Origin of the sequence: Streptomyces sp. NPDC050485 (assembly GCF_044458185.1) — a bacterium.
Taxonomy (GTDB): domain Bacteria; phylum Actinomycetota; class Actinomycetes; order Streptomycetales; family Streptomycetaceae; genus Streptomyces.
On sequence record NZ_JBITHR010000035.1, the window covers coordinates 1 to 17,249 of the forward strand.

At 69.2% G+C, this 17,249-nt stretch carries 16 protein-coding genes; 4 read left to right on the plus strand and 12 right to left on the minus strand.

All coding sequences use genetic code 11. From position 1 onward, the window contains the following. Positions 1-17: 17 nt before the first annotated feature. The 12 genes from ACIBK6_RS38000 to ACIBK6_RS38055 form a co-directional block, all read right to left on the minus strand. Positions 18-236, minus strand: a complete 219-nt coding sequence (locus tag ACIBK6_RS38000) for a hypothetical protein (RefSeq protein WP_399057338.1) — start codon at positions 234-236, stop codon at positions 18-20. 42 nt (positions 237-278) lie between these two features. After that, the gene (locus ACIBK6_RS38005) at positions 279-932 is read right to left on the minus strand and encodes a M15 family metallopeptidase (RefSeq protein ID WP_399057340.1); all 654 of its coding nucleotides are present in this window, start codon (positions 930-932) and stop codon (positions 279-281) included. Beyond that, entirely contained in the window at positions 929-1,894 is a 966-nt protein-coding gene (locus ACIBK6_RS38010) for a GNAT family N-acetyltransferase (protein ID WP_399057447.1), read from the minus strand. The genes ACIBK6_RS38005 and ACIBK6_RS38010 overlap by 4 nt, the downstream gene beginning before the upstream one ends. Positions 1,895-1,952: 58 nt before the next feature. Then, complete coding sequence (locus ACIBK6_RS38015) at positions 1,953-3,431, minus strand: phosphotransferase (protein WP_399057342.1); 1,479 nt, start codon at positions 3,429-3,431, stop codon at positions 1,953-1,955. Next, positions 3,428-3,931, minus strand: a complete 504-nt coding sequence (locus ACIBK6_RS38020; protein WP_399057344.1) for an NUDIX domain-containing protein — start codon at positions 3,929-3,931, stop codon at positions 3,428-3,430. The genes ACIBK6_RS38015 and ACIBK6_RS38020 overlap by 4 nt, the downstream gene beginning before the upstream one ends. Before the next feature lie 75 nt (positions 3,932-4,006). After that, entirely contained in the window at positions 4,007-5,326 is a 1,320-nt protein-coding gene (locus ACIBK6_RS38025) for an MFS transporter (RefSeq protein WP_399057346.1), read from the minus strand. Continuing rightward, entirely contained in the window at positions 5,310-6,365 is a 1,056-nt protein-coding gene (locus tag ACIBK6_RS38030) for a phosphotransferase enzyme family protein (protein WP_399057348.1), read from the minus strand. Before ACIBK6_RS38030 ends, ACIBK6_RS38025 begins: the two co-directional genes overlap by 17 nt. Positions 6,366-6,457: 92 nt before the next feature. Then, positions 6,458-8,476, minus strand: a complete 2,019-nt coding sequence (locus tag ACIBK6_RS38035) for an ABC transporter ATP-binding protein (RefSeq protein ID WP_399057350.1) — start codon at positions 8,474-8,476, stop codon at positions 6,458-6,460. Next, positions 8,473-9,768 (minus strand): protein-L-isoaspartate O-methyltransferase, encoded by a 1,296-nt coding sequence (locus ACIBK6_RS38040; RefSeq protein WP_399057352.1) that lies wholly within the window; start codon positions 9,766-9,768, stop codon positions 8,473-8,475. Before ACIBK6_RS38040 ends, ACIBK6_RS38035 begins: the two co-directional genes overlap by 4 nt. 158 nt (positions 9,769-9,926) lie before the next feature. Beyond that, a complete protein-coding gene (locus ACIBK6_RS38045) occupies positions 9,927-10,391 on the minus strand; it encodes an NUDIX domain-containing protein (RefSeq protein WP_399057354.1) in 465 nt (154 codons plus the stop codon). 697 nt (positions 10,392-11,088) lie between these two features. Further along, positions 11,089-11,865 carry a coenzyme F420-0:L-glutamate ligase gene (locus tag ACIBK6_RS38050; protein ID WP_399057356.1) on the minus strand — a complete coding sequence of 259 codons (777 nt, stop codon included), beginning with the start codon at positions 11,863-11,865 and terminating at the stop codon, positions 11,089-11,091. A gap of 380 nt (positions 11,866-12,245) precedes the next feature. Next, entirely contained in the window at positions 12,246-12,473 is a 228-nt protein-coding gene (locus ACIBK6_RS38055; RefSeq protein WP_399057358.1) for a hypothetical protein, read from the minus strand. A 686-nt stretch (positions 12,474-13,159) separates the two neighbouring features. Between ACIBK6_RS38055 and ACIBK6_RS38060 the strand changes: the two genes are divergently transcribed. The 4 genes from ACIBK6_RS38060 (at position 13,160) to ACIBK6_RS38075 (ending at position 17,174) form a co-directional block, all read left to right on the plus strand. Beyond that, a complete protein-coding gene (locus tag ACIBK6_RS38060; protein ID WP_399057360.1) occupies positions 13,160-14,176 on the plus strand; it encodes an aldo/keto reductase in 1,017 nt (338 codons plus the stop codon). 32 nt (positions 14,177-14,208) lie between these two features. Further along, on the plus strand, positions 14,209-15,456 hold the full coding sequence (locus tag ACIBK6_RS38065) for a class I SAM-dependent methyltransferase (protein WP_399057362.1): 1,248 nt from the start codon (positions 14,209-14,211) through the stop codon (positions 15,454-15,456). Between the two features lie 127 nt (positions 15,457-15,583). Beyond that, positions 15,584-16,303 (plus strand): uracil-DNA glycosylase family protein, encoded by a 720-nt coding sequence (locus ACIBK6_RS38070; RefSeq protein ID WP_399057364.1) that lies wholly within the window; start codon positions 15,584-15,586, stop codon positions 16,301-16,303. Positions 16,304-16,397: 94 nt separating this feature from the next. Continuing rightward, positions 16,398-17,174, plus strand: coding sequence for a nucleoside 2-deoxyribosyltransferase (locus ACIBK6_RS38075; protein WP_399057366.1), 777 nt, complete (start codon positions 16,398-16,400; stop codon positions 17,172-17,174). Positions 17,175-17,249 lie beyond the last annotated feature (75 nt).

The window sequence follows — 17,249 nt, forward strand, 5'->3', positions numbered from 1 at the left end:
GGACGGGTTGTTGAGCACTAACCCGGGATCGCGATACCGGCTTCAACCGGCCTCCGTAATCGGATCCACTCACCACGTGCGACTTCGTGTCGCACTCCGCAGCCTACGTCCAGTGCACGGCCGCCGTCGGGCGGCGGGGCGTGGACGGCGAGCAGGTCCTTCTCCTCGTCCCCGAGCCCCCGGAAGTCTTGCCCGCTGGTGTAGTGCTCGGACCAGTCGGTAGGGGTGATTGCCACGGATTGCTCCTCGTTCGTGAAAGGCAGGGTCGTGGTGGGGTGTCAGGCCAGGTCGACGGGGCCGTAGAGGGCGACCGGCTGCTTGGTCCGTAGCGCCCAGTACCGATCGCCGTACGACCAGTGCCTCTGGGTCCCGTAGTTGATCAGGCCTGCGACGGACAGCGCGTTGCTCAACGTGGCCCGGTTCGTGCGTGCCCGGTCGCTGAGATCGGGGGCATCGGTGTAGCAGGCGCCGTGGGACTCCTCCGGGGAGGGGTTGACCGGGGTGCCCATGTCCAACTCGTGGCCTAGGTAGTCGATCAGCGTCACGTCGACGGCCGCGCCGGCGGAGTGCGGCGCGATCTCCGGAGGCGAAACGAAGCGGCTGGCTGCCTCCCGGAGCTTGTCGGTATCCCAGTCCGGATGTGCGCGGGCCAGTTCCCCGGAGTAGTCCTCGAAGTTCCGCCTCTGCAGGACCGGCGGCCGAAAGCCCTCCATGAACAGCAGAAGCACACCGGTGGGCAGCAGCGACTGTGCATGCAAGAGCCGGGTAAGGACTCCCTGCCGGACGTGGGCCCAGGCCCCGGCCTCGTCGCGTTTGCGGTCATCGACCCGCAGGCCGTGCGCGCGGACATCGACCAGGCCCTCGCCGCAGTCCTGAAGGGGGATCTCGGCCATCCTCCGATCGGACATCAACACGATGCTGCTGGTGGTCATGCGTCACCCCAGGTGTCGACGTATGCGGCCACGCCGGTGCGGCGGGCTTCCTCCACGGCGCGCAGCCGCGCGAATTCGCGGGCCGGCATCAGGGCCTGCCACTGCTCAAGCGGCAGGACGCGGGCCTCGTCGTGCTCGCGCGCGTTGAGGGTGAGGCCCCGGATTTGCGCATCGGTGAGGCGCCCGCCGTCGAAGACGAGCTGCAGAGTGCTGTACGGACGCTGTGCCCGGGGCTGTCCGTACACGGTGGCCAGCAGCCGGGGCGGCCCCACAGCCGTCAGGCCGCTCTCTTCACGGCACTCACGTACCACCGCGCCCCAGGGCCGCTCACCCAGATCCATTGCGCCGCCGATCATGTGCCAGGGGTGGCCGGGGGAGTAGACGGAGTGCAGCTGGAGCGGCCGGTCGTCCTCGTCGGTGACGTAGAGGCACACGAACGCGGCCGCCCGGGGCAGTGAGTCGGCGTACTGCTGCGGCGGCACCCACGTCGAGTCCGGCTGCGCACCGCCCGCGGCAACGGCGGGTTGGCTGTGGCGGGTCATCCGCATCAGTGCCGGGTTGCCGCTGAAGCCGAACTCCCGGTACAGGGGCGCGGCTTCCGTGCTGGTGTGCAGTTCGAACAGAGTCACGTGCTCGATGACAGCGAGGTGGTCGAGGAGGGTGTCCAGGACGGCTCGGGCGTAGCCGCGGCGCCGGTACTCGGGCTGGGTGGCGACCATTTGCACGCGGGCGGCCAGGCCGTGAGGGTAGGCCGGCGCCGCCAGGACGGGGTGGATGAGGCCGAGAGCGCAGGCGGCCAGCGCGCCGGTGGGGGAGTCGATGACGAACGCGCGCGCGTCGCCGTCGGGCACCAGCCGGGCAGCCAGCTCGTCCGCGCACCGCCGGATCCACTCGCCGCTGAGAGGCGTGGACAGGATGTGCTCGGAGCGCAGCTGGATGATGGCGCCGGCGTCCTCGGGCATGGCCGCACGCACCGGTGATGCCTCGACGGCGGTCTGCGATCCCTGCTGTGCGGCGGAATCAGTGTTCACCGGGTTCCTCCTGCGTCAAGCGCGGTGTCTCGTGTTCGGCCCGCAGCCGGGCCAGCGTGCGGTGGCCGCGTTCCACGAGCTCGGGATCACAGTGGGCCGTGCCGAACGCGACTGCGCTCACCGCGTCCAGGGCGGAGTCGATGACCAGCCGGGTTTCCTCCGCTCCGGTCAAGGGCCTGCCGTAGCCAGCCATGAATGCCTCGTACAGGTCCGCGCGGCCGTTCCAGGCGTCGGACAGGCGCACCAAGTCTCTGACCGCCGGACCGGGTTCGCTGCGTTCGAGGTCGATGACGGCCAGGTGGCTGCCTGCGTCGCCCCGGCCTCCTGTGGGCTGGCCGCTGAAGAGGATGTTGCGGAGCTGGAAGTCGCCGTGGGTCTCCACCCAGGGCAGCGGGTCCAGGCGCTCGGCCTGCCGGACCAGAGCGCGCACGAATTCCGCGTCGCCCGCCGCCAGTTGCTGGCGGGCGGCAGCCAGGTGCCGGTCCGCCTTGTGGACGGCCGGGCCGCTCCCGTTGGGGGCAGGCCGTGCGGGGAAGGACTGATGGATCCGGCGGGCCAGGGCAACGATCTGGTGGAAGCAGGCGCGCTCCTGTTCGGGATCAAGGACGTGACCGTGCAGTGGACGGCCAGGCACTGCGGTGGTGATCACCGCGCGCAGTGCCTCGTCGGCCGCCAACAGGCGTGGTGCGGCCGCACCGAGGACTGGGGCCCACGTCCTCAGCCCTCGTACCTCTCTTTGATGGAATCTGTCGTTCTGGTGTTGCTTGAGGTACCAGGTGCCGCCCGTGACTCCCTTCACCCGCCAGACGCGACTGGTGGCCCGCGGCCTGGACGTGTCGGTGATCTCGGCGAGCGAGCCGACGGTCTGCTCGGCGAAAGCACGCAGCTCCGGGTCGAGGGCGAGGACACCGGAGCGGGCCTCCGTACCGGGCAGCAGCCGCAGGCGGCCGGGCGCGTCAGGCCGGTAGACGATGGTGTCCTCGGGCTCCTGGAAGTGGAGCGCAAGGCGGCAGCCGGCCCGGTAGGCCTCCAACCCGGCCCAGCAGTAGGCGACCATGTCGGTGGGCAGCGCATCGAGGAGAAACCAGTCCATCTGGCTGCACAGGCCGCGCTCGCGCCGGTACGGCGTGCCGGCGTACCGGGTCACCGGGAAAAACGCGCCGATCCGGGCCCGCCCCTGGGGGTTGCGGTGGTGGACGACGACGGCATCCCATACGTCTTTCGGGTCGATCCGGACGCCGGTCTCCTCGTCCGCTTCGCGGATCAGGGCCGTGACCAAGTCCTCGTGCGGACCGTCCAGGTGGCCCGAGGGCAGGTGGAGCAGGCCGGTGGCGTAGACGTCACCGGCCCGGCGGGACAGCAGGACCTCGCGCCCCGCGGGTGTGGAGCGAAGGAGGATGAGGTGGACGTCGATGGGCACCTCATACCGCGGTGCGGTCGGCGAAGGAATGGCGGCGGTGCTGGTCACGGTCGGGCGCCCTCCGCACTATCGTGCCCCGCCGCGCCCTGACTGGGTGGCAATCTCTCTTCTGTATGGGCGAGTTGTTGCTGATGAAGGCGGACGGCCTCGGCCGCCCAGGGGGAGGTGCGCAGCACGCCGAGGGTCTCGGCGGGGAAGAATCGCAGCAGGACACCCTCGGTCAGGCGCAGCGCCTCCGGATCTCCGTCCCAGTGGGCGAGGAAAATCTGGATGCGCCCCTTGCCGGTGAGGCCGCCGTCGGGTCCGGTGCCCGGCAGCAGCGCGAACGGCGTCACCTGATCGAAGACGAGGCCGGCTTCCTCGGCCAGCTCTCGCAGCAGCGTCTCGCGAGGGCTTTCCCCTTCCTCGGGTGTGCCGCTGAGCAGGGAGAACACGCCGGGGTCGCAGATGAGGCCCGGCTTGTAGTCGCGGAGATGGAGCAGATAGTCGCCCGCAGAATTGACGATGAGCGCTGCGGCACCGGTCGGACGGGCAGCCTGGTCAGTCATGACGTCACCACCAACGAATCGGGGAACAAGGAAGCCGGGGAGTAGCAGCCGTTTGCTGCGCATGGTCGGAACGGATCACGGACCGGCCTCCCTGGGGCGGTCGTCAGGGAGCGGGGCCGGAATCGGCAGGGTCCGCACGGTGCGCAGCGGGGAGCGAGCGAACACGGCGACCGGGACGATCAGCAGGAGTGCACCGATCGTGAGGGTGGTGCGGAGCCCGAGCCAGGTGCCCAGGACACCCGCGACGGCAGCGGCAAGTGGACGCGAACCACCAGTGAGCCAGGTGGAGACGGCCTGCATCCGGGATTGGAGGCCAGCCTGGGTGATCATCTGCCGGATCGAGCGCTGGGTGGTGCCGGCCGCGCTCGCACACGCCAGCTGGACCACCAACGCCGCACCGATGAACAGCTGCCAGCCCAGGCCCGGGCCCGCGAGGAGCAGCGGCACTTGGACCAGCGGCGTCACGGCGAGCGCGGTCACCATCATCGGGCCGGGGCCGAACCGGCGGGACCAACGTGGCGCGAGAAGCGCCCCGGCGCAGCTGCCGATCCCGCCCATGCCCATGACCCCGCCGAGCGCGGTGGCGCTCATGTGAAGTTCGCGCAGCAGGAACAGGGCCCACAGGGTGTTCATCACGGCCAGGGCGACGCTCATGGTCGCGTTGGTCAGGGTCAGGGTGCGCAGCGTCGGATTGCCGAACACGTAGGTGAGACCTTCGCGAATCTGGGAGGTGGTGGAGCCTTGGGGCGGGGACGGTTCTGGTTCGGGCAGCCGGATCCGGGCGATGCACCAGGCGCTCACCAGGTAGGACAGCGCGTCGGCGGTCAGCGCCCGGGCGGCGCCGAGTGCCCCGACAAGCATTGCTCCGAGGTTGGCGCCGGCGGTGGCGGCGACCGAGAAGAGCCCGCCGATCCGGGAGTTGCTCTGCTGGATCAGTGACCGGTCCACCAGAGACGGCAGGTAGCTGATGGCGGCCGCGTCGTGGAGCAGCGCCGCGACCGCGTCCACCATCACCACGGCCATCAGCTGCCCCATGGTCAGGACATGGAGTGCGGCGGCGACGGGGAGGGTGGCCAGGGCCAGGGCGCACACCAGATCGCCGGTGATCATGAGGGGTCGTTTGCGGAGCCGGTCGCCGAGCGCGCCCGCGTGCAGCGCGAACAGCGCAGTGGGCAGTTGTGCGAGCACGGCCAGGGCCGCGACCTGACCAGTGGTGGCGTCCAGTTCCACCACCGCGAGGAGGGGGACGGCGACGCCGCTCACCGAGGTGCCGGCCACGCTCGCGGTCTCGCCCAGGAGATAGAGACGGAATGGCCGGTGGCGCCACAGCAGCCCCCCGGACGCGGTAGCCACTTCCGCCCGCGCCATCGGGACAGGGCTATTCGAAGCAGTCACGCAGCACCCCCTCCGCCTCGTCGAGCCGGCCGATGAGCTGGCCGACGGCCCGGTAGCGGGCGTGCGCGTAGGCCTCAAGGCCCGGCGTGAACGTGTCCGGCGCCTCCAGCGGCACCGACAGCGGATAGGTACTGCATGCCGTGTAGACGGCGGCGAGCCGCGGCACGCTGATCAACTCGGCGGTGGGCAACGCCGGATACGCCGCGCGGTAGGCGGACAGCAGTCGGGCCAGACCCTGCGGCCACTGCGGGTCGCCGAGCACGGTGCGCGGGTCGCAGCCGATCCGCGAGAGTTCCCACGCCGCCGACCTGGGCCGCGGTGGCCGGAAGTCGACCAGCGCCGCCACCCGGGGCCGGGTGGCGTGCAGCAGGACATTCGGTGCGGCGAGGTCCCCGTGGACCACCTGTGCGGTCATCTCCGGGGGCAGGCCCGAGGCCACGGCCGCGATCTGCGGCAGCGCCGCCAGCCGCTCCCGGGCCGTCTCCAGCGCCCACCGCTCGAACACGCCACCACCGGGGCGGGTCTCGTAGGCATCCACGAGGGCCCGTAGCCCGTGCTCGGCGGCGCCCATGCCGCACACCTCGGCGGTCGGCACCAGATGAGGGACGGTCTCAGGGTGCTGGGCGAGCGCGTGGTGCAGCCGTCCGACGGCGGTGCCCACTGCCGGCCAGAGCGGTCCGGCCAGGCAGCCCTCGGCCGTGCGGACGCCGGCCACGTACTGCTGCACCGACAGCGCGGCCCCGTTCTCACGGGCGAGCAGGTCACCGTCGAGTGTGGGGCGGACGGCGGGAACGGGCAGGCGGGCAGCGCGGGCGAACTCCGCCAGCTCCAGTGCTGTCCGCTCCCGCTCCAACTCCCGCTCCCCGGCGTTGGGGTAGACCTTGACGAACCAGTCCATGCCCGTCTCGTCGGTGACCAGGAGATTGCGGGTGACGGTGCCGCACGGGCCGTTGGCGACGCGGCGTGGCACAAGGCCGTAGGCACGGGCGAGGAGCGCGGCGGTCAGCGGAGCCGCCGCCTCGGCCGCGCGACGGCTCACCGCTCCTCCCTCTCCTGAGGACGCCAGAGACATCGACGGGGGCCTTTCGTCGGGGAGCGACCACAACGGCGGGGTACAAGCTGGACGGCGGGTCATCCGACCTCCGCCTGGGCCGGATCGGATGCGGGGGAGCTGCGGTAGCCCTGGGCCTGCAACTCGAACATTTCTGCGTACTCGCCTCGCAGGGCGATGAGCTCGTGATGCGTGCCCGACTCGATGATCTTGCCTTTGCGGAAGACATAGATCTGATCGCATTCGATGACGCTGGCCAGCCGGTGGGAGATCAGCACAGTGATCCGGCCGGGCCGCTTCTCGCCACGCACCACAGCCTGGTAGACGGCGTGTTCGGCGCGGGCGTCCATGCTGGCGGTCGGCTCGTCCAGCAGCAGTACCGGCGCGTCCTTGTAGATGCCGCGGCCGACCGCGATCTTCGCCCACTGCCCGGCGGACAGCTCCTGCCCGTCGCGGAACCTCTTGGACAGCAGCGCCTGCCAGCGGGACGGCAATTCGGCGATCACCTGGTCGGCGCCGGACGCGCGGGCGGCGGCCAGCGCCTGGGCAGGCTCAGCCTCGGTGAGGGTGCCCCGGGAGATCGTCAGGTTCGCGAGCGCGGAGAACGGGAACCGGACCGGCTCCTGCAGCACCATGCCTACCTGTCGCTGGAGCGACTCCCCGTCCAGCTCGCGGACGTCCACCCCGTCCCAGCAGATGCTCCCCTCACTCGGGTCGTACAGCCCGGCCAGCAGCTTCGAACAGGTGGACTTTCCGCTTCCGTTGGCGCCGACCAGGGCCACCGTGGTCCCGGCGCGCAGCGTCATCGTGACCCCGTCCAGGGCCGGGGCGTCCTTGCCCGGGTAGGTGTAGGACACGTTGTGCAGCGTGATCTCCTCAACGCCGTCCGGCGCCGGCTGCCCGGTGCGGCGCGGCAGCAGGTCCCGGCAACGCTGCTGAAACTTCAGCAAATCGTCGACCCACATGGCGTGCTCGTACACCAGATGCGCGACGTCGACGACGCGGGTCATCGCGCCGTGACCGGACTGGATGGCGAGTACCGCGCCAGCGCCGGTGGCCAGCGGGACCCAGCCGCGGATCAGCATCCACCCCAGCACGACATAGGTGATCGCGGTGCCGACGCCGCCCGCCGCCCGCCCGAACAGCGACAGTCGGGCCGAGGACAGGCTGAGCCGGGTGTCCTCGTCCGCGATCTTCTGAGTGAGCCGGTGGTGCTCCTCCAGCAGCGGGCGCTGCGCGGTGTCCGAGCGCAGTTCGGCGGCGGCATCGCGGTCCAGCAGCAGCCAGGAGAACACATTCACCCGGCGCTGCAGCGCGTTCCACCGCTGATAGGAGTGGAAGCGGGCGCGGGCGGAGCGCACGGCGGCGATCCCGACCGGCACCACCGACAACGGCATCAGCAGCAGAAGGACAGGGTGGAGCACGGTCAGCACACCAGCCGTGCCCACCAGCCCGAGCACCGCGGACGCCAGCGAGATCACCTGGGCGACAATTTGCCGCGCGTAAAAGAGGCCGCGATCCCGCCCGCGATAGGCGTCGTCGTGCCAGTCCGCGTTGTCCACGACCTCCAAGCGCACATGAGAGGTGAGATGGAGGAACTCGGTCTCCAGCGCGGTGCGGATGCGCGGGGTGAGATGAGCCTGGGTGATGGATACCCCGTATTCGAGGACCGCTCGAACCGACAGCAGGGCAACGACGATAAGGAGTTGGGGGACGGCGGCGCGGACCCGGTCGGGCGTGGGAGCCTGGGCGAACATCTCACGGGCCACGCCGACCGTCGCGATCAGTCCGAACGCCTGCATGGCCGCCGAGGCGAGCTGCAGCATGACCGTCAGGCACGTCGCCCACGGGCTGACCTGCCAAGCCAGTCGGCCGACCTGCCGCATGATCTGGGGCAGGCGCGCCAGGATCTGGCGCACCGTGGCCTGGGCGGCGGCGCCGTCGTAGATCGACCAGTACGCCTCCTCGAGCTGGGCGGCGATGTCCCCGTCGCCGTCCAGGTCGGAGGCGATGACCGCGGGCGGCAGCCCGAGCTCCTCCTCGCGCGGATGCGGCACCCTGGCGGGAGAGTCCTGCGGGGGCGGGGTGGTCTCGCTCATGACCACCTCCCGCGGGCGAGTCCGCCGGGGGTCAGGGCGCCGGTCGGCAGATGCCACTCCAGTACGGCACCGCCCAGGCCGGACAGCACGTGCTGGGCACCGCTCGTGGAGATGTCCAGGCGATAGGAGGACGGCTGGCCCGCCCACACCCAACGGGCGTGCGCGGCCTCCACCTCGGCCCAGATCTCGCGCGGACCGCCCGACTCGGTGCGCCAGGTGCCCGACGGCCCCGGCCGCACCACCACCCACGACTCCTCGTCCGGCGCCAGCAGTGTCAACTGGCCCTGCCCGCCCGTGCGCACCAGCCCGGGGACGAGGTAGTTCGCAGCCGTCCAGAAGCCGTACGCAGTGCGTGGCGGCGGCGCCAGCGTCGTCACGCCCTCCCGGCCGTGCGCGCCGCTGATCTGCGCGCGCAGTATCCGGGCGTTGAGCCACTCCAGTCCGTGCACGGGACGATGCCCCTCGGCCACGCCGTGCAGCAGGGCCTCGATCCTGCCGCCCGGTGTCCGGGTCACCTCGGCCAGCGCGGGCCAGCTCGGCGTGCTCGTGCTGATCGTCACCAACAGCCGCCCGCCGGGCGCCAGATGCTCCAGCCACGCGGTGGGCACACATGGCAGGGCGAACCCGCCCAGGGCCCGGTCGACCGGCTCGTCGAGCGGCCACGGGGCCAGCGCATCCCCGGCCACCACGCGCGGCTGGTAGCCGAGATCGCCGAGCCGTTCCTCCAGCCCCGCACACAAGTGGGGGTCATGTTCGAGGAGGGTGACCTGCTCGGGGCCGCACACGGCGCACGCCAGCGCCCCGGTGACTCCCGCTCCCGCCCCCAGGTCCAAGAACCGCAGCCCCGGTGCCAGGCCGAGCCGGCCGAGCATCGCGGTGGTCATGGACAGGGTGCTGGACAGGCCCGTGATCCGGCCCCCGGTGACCGTCCCCCGCCGTTGCGCACTCAGCGTCTCGCCGTTGCGCTGGATGCGGATGCTGCCGCCACCGTAGAGGGTGGCCAGCCACTCCTCGCGGTCGTCCGGATGGGAGCCGTCCAGCAGCTGCCAGGTGCCCGGCTCCTCCCCGTCCGGGTTGCGCCGCACATAGCCGCGCGGGATCAGCACCTCCAACGGCAGCGCCAGCAGCGCGTTACGGACCTCGGGGGCCAGCGGGGCACCGGTGTCGAGGGCGGCGACCATCGCCCGGCGCGCGGCAACGGTCTCAGCATCGTGCGGGTCGGCGGCCTGAGCAGGGGGAGCGGAGCAGGGAGGGGCCTCGGCGCAGCGGGCGGGGGTGGCGGGGTGGTGCACGGGGAGCCTCCAGTGGAACGGGATCGTCAAACGGGCCGGGCCAGCAGGTGGTTCAGAAGGTCAGGCGCTCACCCCCGGCAGCACGGCGCCCTGACCGACGGCCGGCGACTTGGGACGGTGGAGTGCGCCGGCCGCCGCCGGTTTCGCTCTGCGGCACCTCATGGCCGCGGCTGCTCGCTCATCGGCGGGACGCTGATCCGCGCGGAGAGCGAGCCGGTGACGAAATGCTGCAGCAGCGCCGCAGTGGCCGGGTGGCAGTCGGCAGGCGGCTCGCCCGGATCCGCCCACACCAGTGCGGTGTGCCGGTCGGGCTCCGCGTTGTACGGCTCGCCGCGCCAGCGCTGCGCGGTGAACAGCAGCACGATGCTTCGCTCAAAGCTGCCGACCTGCAGCTGCCCGGACCAGCACGGCTGAAGGTCGTCCGGCTCGATCTGCACGCCGACTTCTTCCAACACCTCGCGGCGCGCGCCGTCGTCGTACCACTCGCCGTATTCCAGGCGACCACCGACCAGAGTGAGCTGCCCGTGGTACTTGGGCGCCGCCCGGCGCAGTAGCAGCACCCGGCCGTCCGGCCTGTGCAGCGCGGTCACGAGATCCACTTCGCTCCGGTAGATCCCGCTCATGCGTTGGCCCCCAACCGGCCCCCGTAGACGTCCGCCCCGTCGCGGCCCGGCCTGCCAATGTGTGGGCGGGCAGCACTCCGAGACTGCAGCTCGCCGGGAAGGACACCGACGGGCTGTGCGAGGAGCACCTGCTGCTGTTCGGATTTCCGCTGCGTGGTGGTGTGGTGCGCGCGCAGATGCATGACGCCTCCTCGTTGACGCAATTCTCGGACAGGTGCTCGGGATAACGGCCCTCGTCGGCACGCGTTCGGGTTGGGAGCGGGCGAACTCTTCGAGCGGATGTACGGATGTCGTCTCCGGGGCGTGTGTGGCCTTGGGCGCGGGCTGTTCGATCACACGGATGGGTATCCGGGCAGGCATCACACACGATCTGGGGATTGCCCGGCACCGTGTACGGGTGCTGTGACGACTGGTGTGCCGGCGCGGCGCACTTAAAGCCCGCGGGTCACAACGGCGGGCTTGCCACCGGGCCGTTCTCCGCCCGGCGGCTCGGCTCGGGTCATATGGGGAGCCCGATTCCGCGCCTTGAGTACCGGGGCCGGGGCTCTTGTCGGCCCTCGTTGGAGGGGCGAGGGGAAGCCTGGTCATCGTGATCTCCGCACATGAGGGATGGCGGTGGAGCACTGCGCGCCAGCGCATCGATGAGCGTGAGGCGTATACGAGCGTTCATCGGCGCATCCGAGTCAGGTCAAGGGCGTCAGCCAGCGGTCTCGCTAGAACAACTTCCGGCTGCTCCCTGCGGGGATGAGGGATTGGCAGGGTGGTGCAGGATCGAGCCGACGCCGTCATCGCTGCTGCCGTACGTGACGCCGCGGACGATGGCGACCGGTACTCCCCGGCCGCGCTGGCCGAGCACGATTCCCGCCGTCGCGGCCACCATGTCGGTGAAGGTCTCTTCCTGCCGTTTGCCGTTGGGGGCTTCGGTGATGCGGAGTGGGCTGATCCCGGCTGAGCCGATCGCGATGACGGTGGCGCCGCGCCGGTCGGGTCGACCGTCGCTATCGGCGATGACGACGGCGACGGGTACACCGGCTGTGGCAGTGAGTTCGTCGCGGAGTCGGCGGGCTGAGGCGTCGGGGTCGGCGGGCAGTAGCCAGGCGCCTCCGGGTTCGGCGCGGTCGACTCCGGCGCTGGTGAGCTGGTGGCCGAGCCGATGGCGGGCGATGATCGGCCCCCGGTCGGTGGTCAGGAAGTGGCTGGTGGATTCATCGAGGATGAGCTGGACCAGTTCGGCGGGCTTGCCGGTCTTGGCGGACAAGTCGACAGCTTCGCTGCTGGGGGTCACGGTGGCGAGGTCGACGTGTTGGCTCTCGCTGATGGAGACGACCTTGGATGCGATCACCAGGATGTCGCCGGGTTGGAGCTGGGTGTTCTGTTCGCTGAGGGTGCGGATGATGGTATCGGCTAGGGGCGCGCCTTCCTTGATCTCGGGGAAGGGTTCGATGGAGTGGACGCTGAACGCGCTGGTGGTCATGGATTCGGCTCCTGGCGGTGGAGGGTGCGTGCGATGCAGCGGTCGGTAGTGGCGTGAGCCTGGGCCAGTTGGCCGGGGCGGCCGGGCAGGGGCTGGGGGCGGGCTTTGATGACAACGTGGCTGGGCCTGCGAGATCGGGCTCCGGAGACTTGGCGAGGAGGCGGGCGTTCACCACACGACCATCGGCCGCATCCTCCCGAGGCCAAGTCCTCCCCGACATCGGCACGTTGGCTCGTCTTGAGGTAGCCCTCGGCACCACTCTCTGGCCCGTGTAAATCGAGGCCCAGCAGCTGAGGTGATCGCTGCGCTGTAGCTGATACCGCCCCACGCTCGTCTGCACCCACCGGACGTTCCTCAAGACACCTCCACGCGTTCCCCGGTCAATTCCTGCACCCTGCTTGACCAGCGAGAACTGAATTCTCCTCAAGGCCCGCTGGGGGCCGGTGGCCAGCCAGGTAGCGATCCCGAGCGCGGTAGACCTTGGCGAAGTACCGACGGCCCGTCTGGTCCACGATGGCGTAGTTGTCCGTCGAGGTGCCCTGCGGGATTCGCGTTACTTCTTCCGGGTGCAGTCCGTACGCGAGCACCAGCGTGCCGGTGACCGCCATGATCTGCTCCTGCGCAACCGGCTCACGCGCTGATGGCTCCACGTCACACCCCTTCCGGCACTGCATCGGTCGCACGCTGCTCAACAGGGCATTCCGGCAAGGCGTCACGTCCGGGCCACCGGACAACCCCCGGTGGCTAGGGGCGAATGAGGACAGGGACGACGCCCTGGCACGTCGAACTGCCGGTATCTCTTGACCACTTGGGAGCTGATCACCAGCCTGCCCTGCCGTCATCTGTTCGGGCCAGATGCATGGGGGCTCATAGCGAGGGTCATTCAGTTCCGCCTTCCACCACGCGGCAGGCAGCCTCAAATCCGGGCATATCTGGGCTAATTTCTTGTAGGCGGGTCGTCTCTTCTTGGAAATGACCCCCGATATGAGCCCGTGGGCAGCTGGACTTCCCGTTCGGACAAATGTGACGGTGAGAGCGGGGCTGACGAGAGCCGTGCTTCCGCCCCACTTCTCTCCAGATTCCCCCGGGCCCGCTGCCTCGTCGCTGTGCTGCCACCACGGCGAGCCGAGCCGGCACCCTGTCCTTCGCGATGAGAGCGAGCCCCGTCGTGACCGCTTCACACCTGCCCCGGCGACGCCTGGTCGCCGGATGGGACGAACACCCTCTCGGCGTTGGTTGCCGGCCCATCGGGGGGCCGGCAACCAACCTGGGCCACGCCGCAGGATGGGCCTCCGTGGACGACGACTGCGCGGTCGATGCCCTCCTGCGCGCCCGCGAAGAGGGAGCAACTGTCTTCGACACCTCGGACGTCTACGGTCTCGGGCACTCCCAGAGGCTGTTGGGCCGCATGCTTGCCCAGGTGCCCCGCGAGAGCGTCAGCATCACTAGCACGGTCGGAGCCTTCAGGGGCACCAGCGTCAACGCCTACAGCTCCCTGAACCTGCACGGACAAGTGGAGCAGAGCCTTGAGAACCTCGGCGTGGAATCGCTGGATGTCCTGACGCTGCACCACACCGACTTCGGCCCTCGCGACCAGTACCTCCAAGAGGCACGGGAGACACTGGAGGCCCTGCGTGACCTCGGCAGGGTCAAGGCGCTCGGGATGAGGGCGCCGAACCGGCTGGCGGCAGGTACCGCAGCCTCGGGCGACCGCAACCAGGTAAGCGCGGCTCGGTTCGCTTTGCTCGTCCAACAGTTCAGCCCCAAGGTCATCACCACCCCCTTCAACCCCCTCAGCCAGCCACCCGAACCCGAGGCCGCCGACAGCGAAGAGGACGAGGACATCTTCAGCTTCGCCCGTCGCCACGGCGTCGTCACCATGATCACCGAGCCTCTGAGCCTGGGCCTGCTCGCCGGCAAGTACAGTCCGGGCACGGCCTTCGGCCCCGGAGACGTCCGCTCCCGCCTCACCGCGCCGGTCCTGGACGCCGTCCACCGAGGCCTACAGCCCCTGCGAGACAGGTTCGGACCCACCCCGCAAGACCTCGCCCGGGTCGCCCTCCACTACTGCCTCCGACGCTGCCCAGACTCGATCGTTCTGACCGGATTCACCAGTCCACAGCAGGTGGCCCTGAACTACCAGGGCCTCAAGACCGCGCTGAGCGAACCGGACTACGAGTTCGTCGACGCCGCCTACGCGGGCATACGCACCGAGCTGGAGGAGGTCGGCCAGCCCCGCTCCAGCGAGGCGGCGTCCGTGCCGTGCATCCCCGGGGCAGGCCAGCCTGCCCACGTCCCCGAGGAGCGATGACGCCTCGTGCGCGCCGCAAAGGGGGAGACCCCATGAACCCAGACAGCACCTACTGGATGAAATACGCCATCGGCCTCGCACAACAGACGCCACAGCCAGGCCGGCGGGTCGGCGCCGCGCTCGTCTCCGAACACGGCCGGCTGATCTGCTCCGCCTTCGAGGGCGAAGTGCACGGCGCGTCCTGGATCCGCATTCTGCGGCGCAGGGTCCACGAACTGGGAGTATCCAGCGCACACGGCGTCTACCTGACGATCAACACCCTGTCGGCGGACCGGTCGTTCGAGCTGGCCGAGCTCCTGGAGGACGTGCGGATCGGCAAGGTGTACATCGGTCTGCCGGACCCCGCGCTGACGAGCTACCTCGGTGGCGATCCCGTCACCGAGCGAGGCCGCGTACTCCGCTTCCCCGACGATCTGCAGCGCGAGATCCTGGAGCAGAACCGAGACCTCTACGCGGCGAGCGAGCAGAGCATCGAGTGCAACCCCCACTACTCCACCCATCGCATCAGCGAAGCCGTCGCCACCAGGCTGAGGTCGATGGGATTCGAGCTGACCAGGGGGGATGTCAACGCGAACAGGGGGAGGGCTGCGCTCGCCTCTCGCATCTGCCAGAGGTACGGGATCGAGTACGAAGAGGCCGATCGCGCCGTGGGCGACGCACTGGCCGAAGCGTTCGAGGCGAAGTACGGCACCTATGACTACGCGTACGACGCTCGCGCCGCCAACGTGGGCTGGGCCGACGACTTCATGTCGGTGTATCGGAGGTCGTCCACAAGGACTCTGCCCGCCGTCAACATCCTCAACGTCGGCGTCGGTGCCGGCCACGAAGCAGCAGTTCTGTTCTCCGGCTGCCCGCGGATCACCTTTGCCGATATCGCGGAGAGCGGCCTTGCAAACATAAGCGGACGCATTCCTTCGGCGAGAACTGTCGTCTCCAGCGCTGAAAATCTGTCCGTCCTGCCGGATGACAGTTTCGATCTGTATGTCTCATTGAGGACGTACAACTCGTCGTTCTTCGACACGTCCGCAGCCGCCTCGGAGGCGCACAGAGTTCTGAAGCCCGGTGCGGTGACTATCATCTCTGTGGCCAACGGATTTCTGTATACTCAGCGGGGCTTCGTCGTGCCGGGACTGATCATTCCCGGCACTGAATTCGTCGACCTCTACCGTGGGATGGAAACAGCGAACCTGATCGGCGAGGGGCTCGAGTCTGCTGGATTTAAGGATCCCCGCATGTTTCCAACAAGTACCGAGATTTACCTGTCGGCTGTCGCCGTCTAACGCTCCCACTGGCCTCCGGCCGGCTGCGGTCGCGGCGCCCCGTCAGTGCTGCGGGAAGGCTGGATCGCAGACCGCCGGGGGCGACCGGACGGCCCAGAGGGACCAGCGCGAAGGAAGGACTTCTGCAATGAACGGGCGAACGACTGTTGCCGATCGGATCCTGCAGTTCAACGAGGGACTCGCGGAGACGACACTCGAACTGCCTCCCGGATTCAGGGTCGTCAACCCGTTCAACGGCCCCCAGCAGGAGCGCGTCCGCGAGGTGACGGCCGGGTTCTACCACAAGTACTACGACGACGACAGGCCCCGCCGTCTGGTCCTGGGGAGCTCGCCTGCCCGGCGGGGCACAGCCGTGACCGGGGTCCCGTTCGAAGACGCCAAACTCCTCGAAAGCGACACGGGAGTCGACGTCGCCGACGGCTATGCGGTGAGCAGGCCCTCCGCCGGGTTCCTGCACGACGTCATCGCGCGCTACGGGGGCCGGACAAGGTTCTACGCCGACTTCATCATGAGCTTTGTGTGCCCTCTCGGCCTGGTGAGAACGAACCCTCAGGGACGAGAGGTCAACTGCAACTTCTATGAGAATAAGAAGCTGCTGGAGTACCTCGACTCCTTCCTCGTGGACACCCTGGAGCGCCAGCTGGCATTCGGAATTGACACGTCGGTGTGCTGCTGCATCGGTAGCGGTGAGAACTTCAAATTCCTCACGAAGGTGAACGAGGGCCAGCGCTTCTTCAAAAAGATCGTGCCCTTGGAGCACCCGCGCTTCATCACGCAATACAACGGCGGGAGAAGGGAAGAATTCGCCGAGAAGTACCTCAGCGCTCTGCGCGAAGAAGGCGATTAGCCGCGGCGCCCTCCGCAGTACATTCCTCGGCTGACTTCCCGAAGGCCGAGGGCTCCCAACGCGCTGGATCGAGAAGAAGGAGAACAGCACAGTGGTGACAGAAGGCAGGGTCTTGGTCCACTTCGGCTCGGAACGCGTCAGCGTCTACCGCTTCCAGAGCGGAGAGCTGAGGCTGCTCACCAGGGAGCGGCTTCCGTTCGGAGCCAGCCTGGCCGGCGAGACGCTGGCGGACAGCGTTGGCGAGTTCTGCGCCGGGCTCAAGGAGTTCACCGAGGTCGTTGACAACAAGAGCACGCGAGTGCACGCCACCGGGGTCTTCCAGCAGCTCCCGCAGCCGGAAGCGGCCGCGCTGGTCAACAGCGTCTACGTCGACACGGGCCTCTACTTCAACATCGTGGGGCCCGAGCTGGAGCGGTTCTACCTGGACACAGGCATGTCCGCAGGCGGTTCGAACGACATGGTGGAAGGCCTGATCCGGCGGGAGTTCCGGACGGCTGTCGTCTGCGGCAGCTTCCAGCAGTCCCTGGGGTACATCGAGGGCACCATCGCCCAGCTGCGCGAAACCGGCACCGAGGTGCTCAGCCCCCGCAGCACCAGGATCAAGCCGGAAACCGCGGGCACCGACTTCATCCTCTTCGACTACCAGGACTTGCTGAAGAACGAACGCGACACGTGGCGGCACAAGTACGTGCACATGGACGCGTTCCGGCAAGCCGACGCTGTCGTCGTGTGCAACCCGGGCGGTCGCGTCGGAAGCGGGACCATCTTCGAGCTCGGCTTCATGGCCGCGCTTTCCAAGAGGGTCATCTTCACGGAGGAGCCCCTGGGCGTGTCTGTCTCCTTCCCCTGCGAGGTGGGCCTGGGTTCCTGAGCCCACCCGCTGGGGGCTGCCGCATCCCCGACCGCATCGCGTCTCGGTGAACGGCGCAGTCCCCGGAAGCAGGTC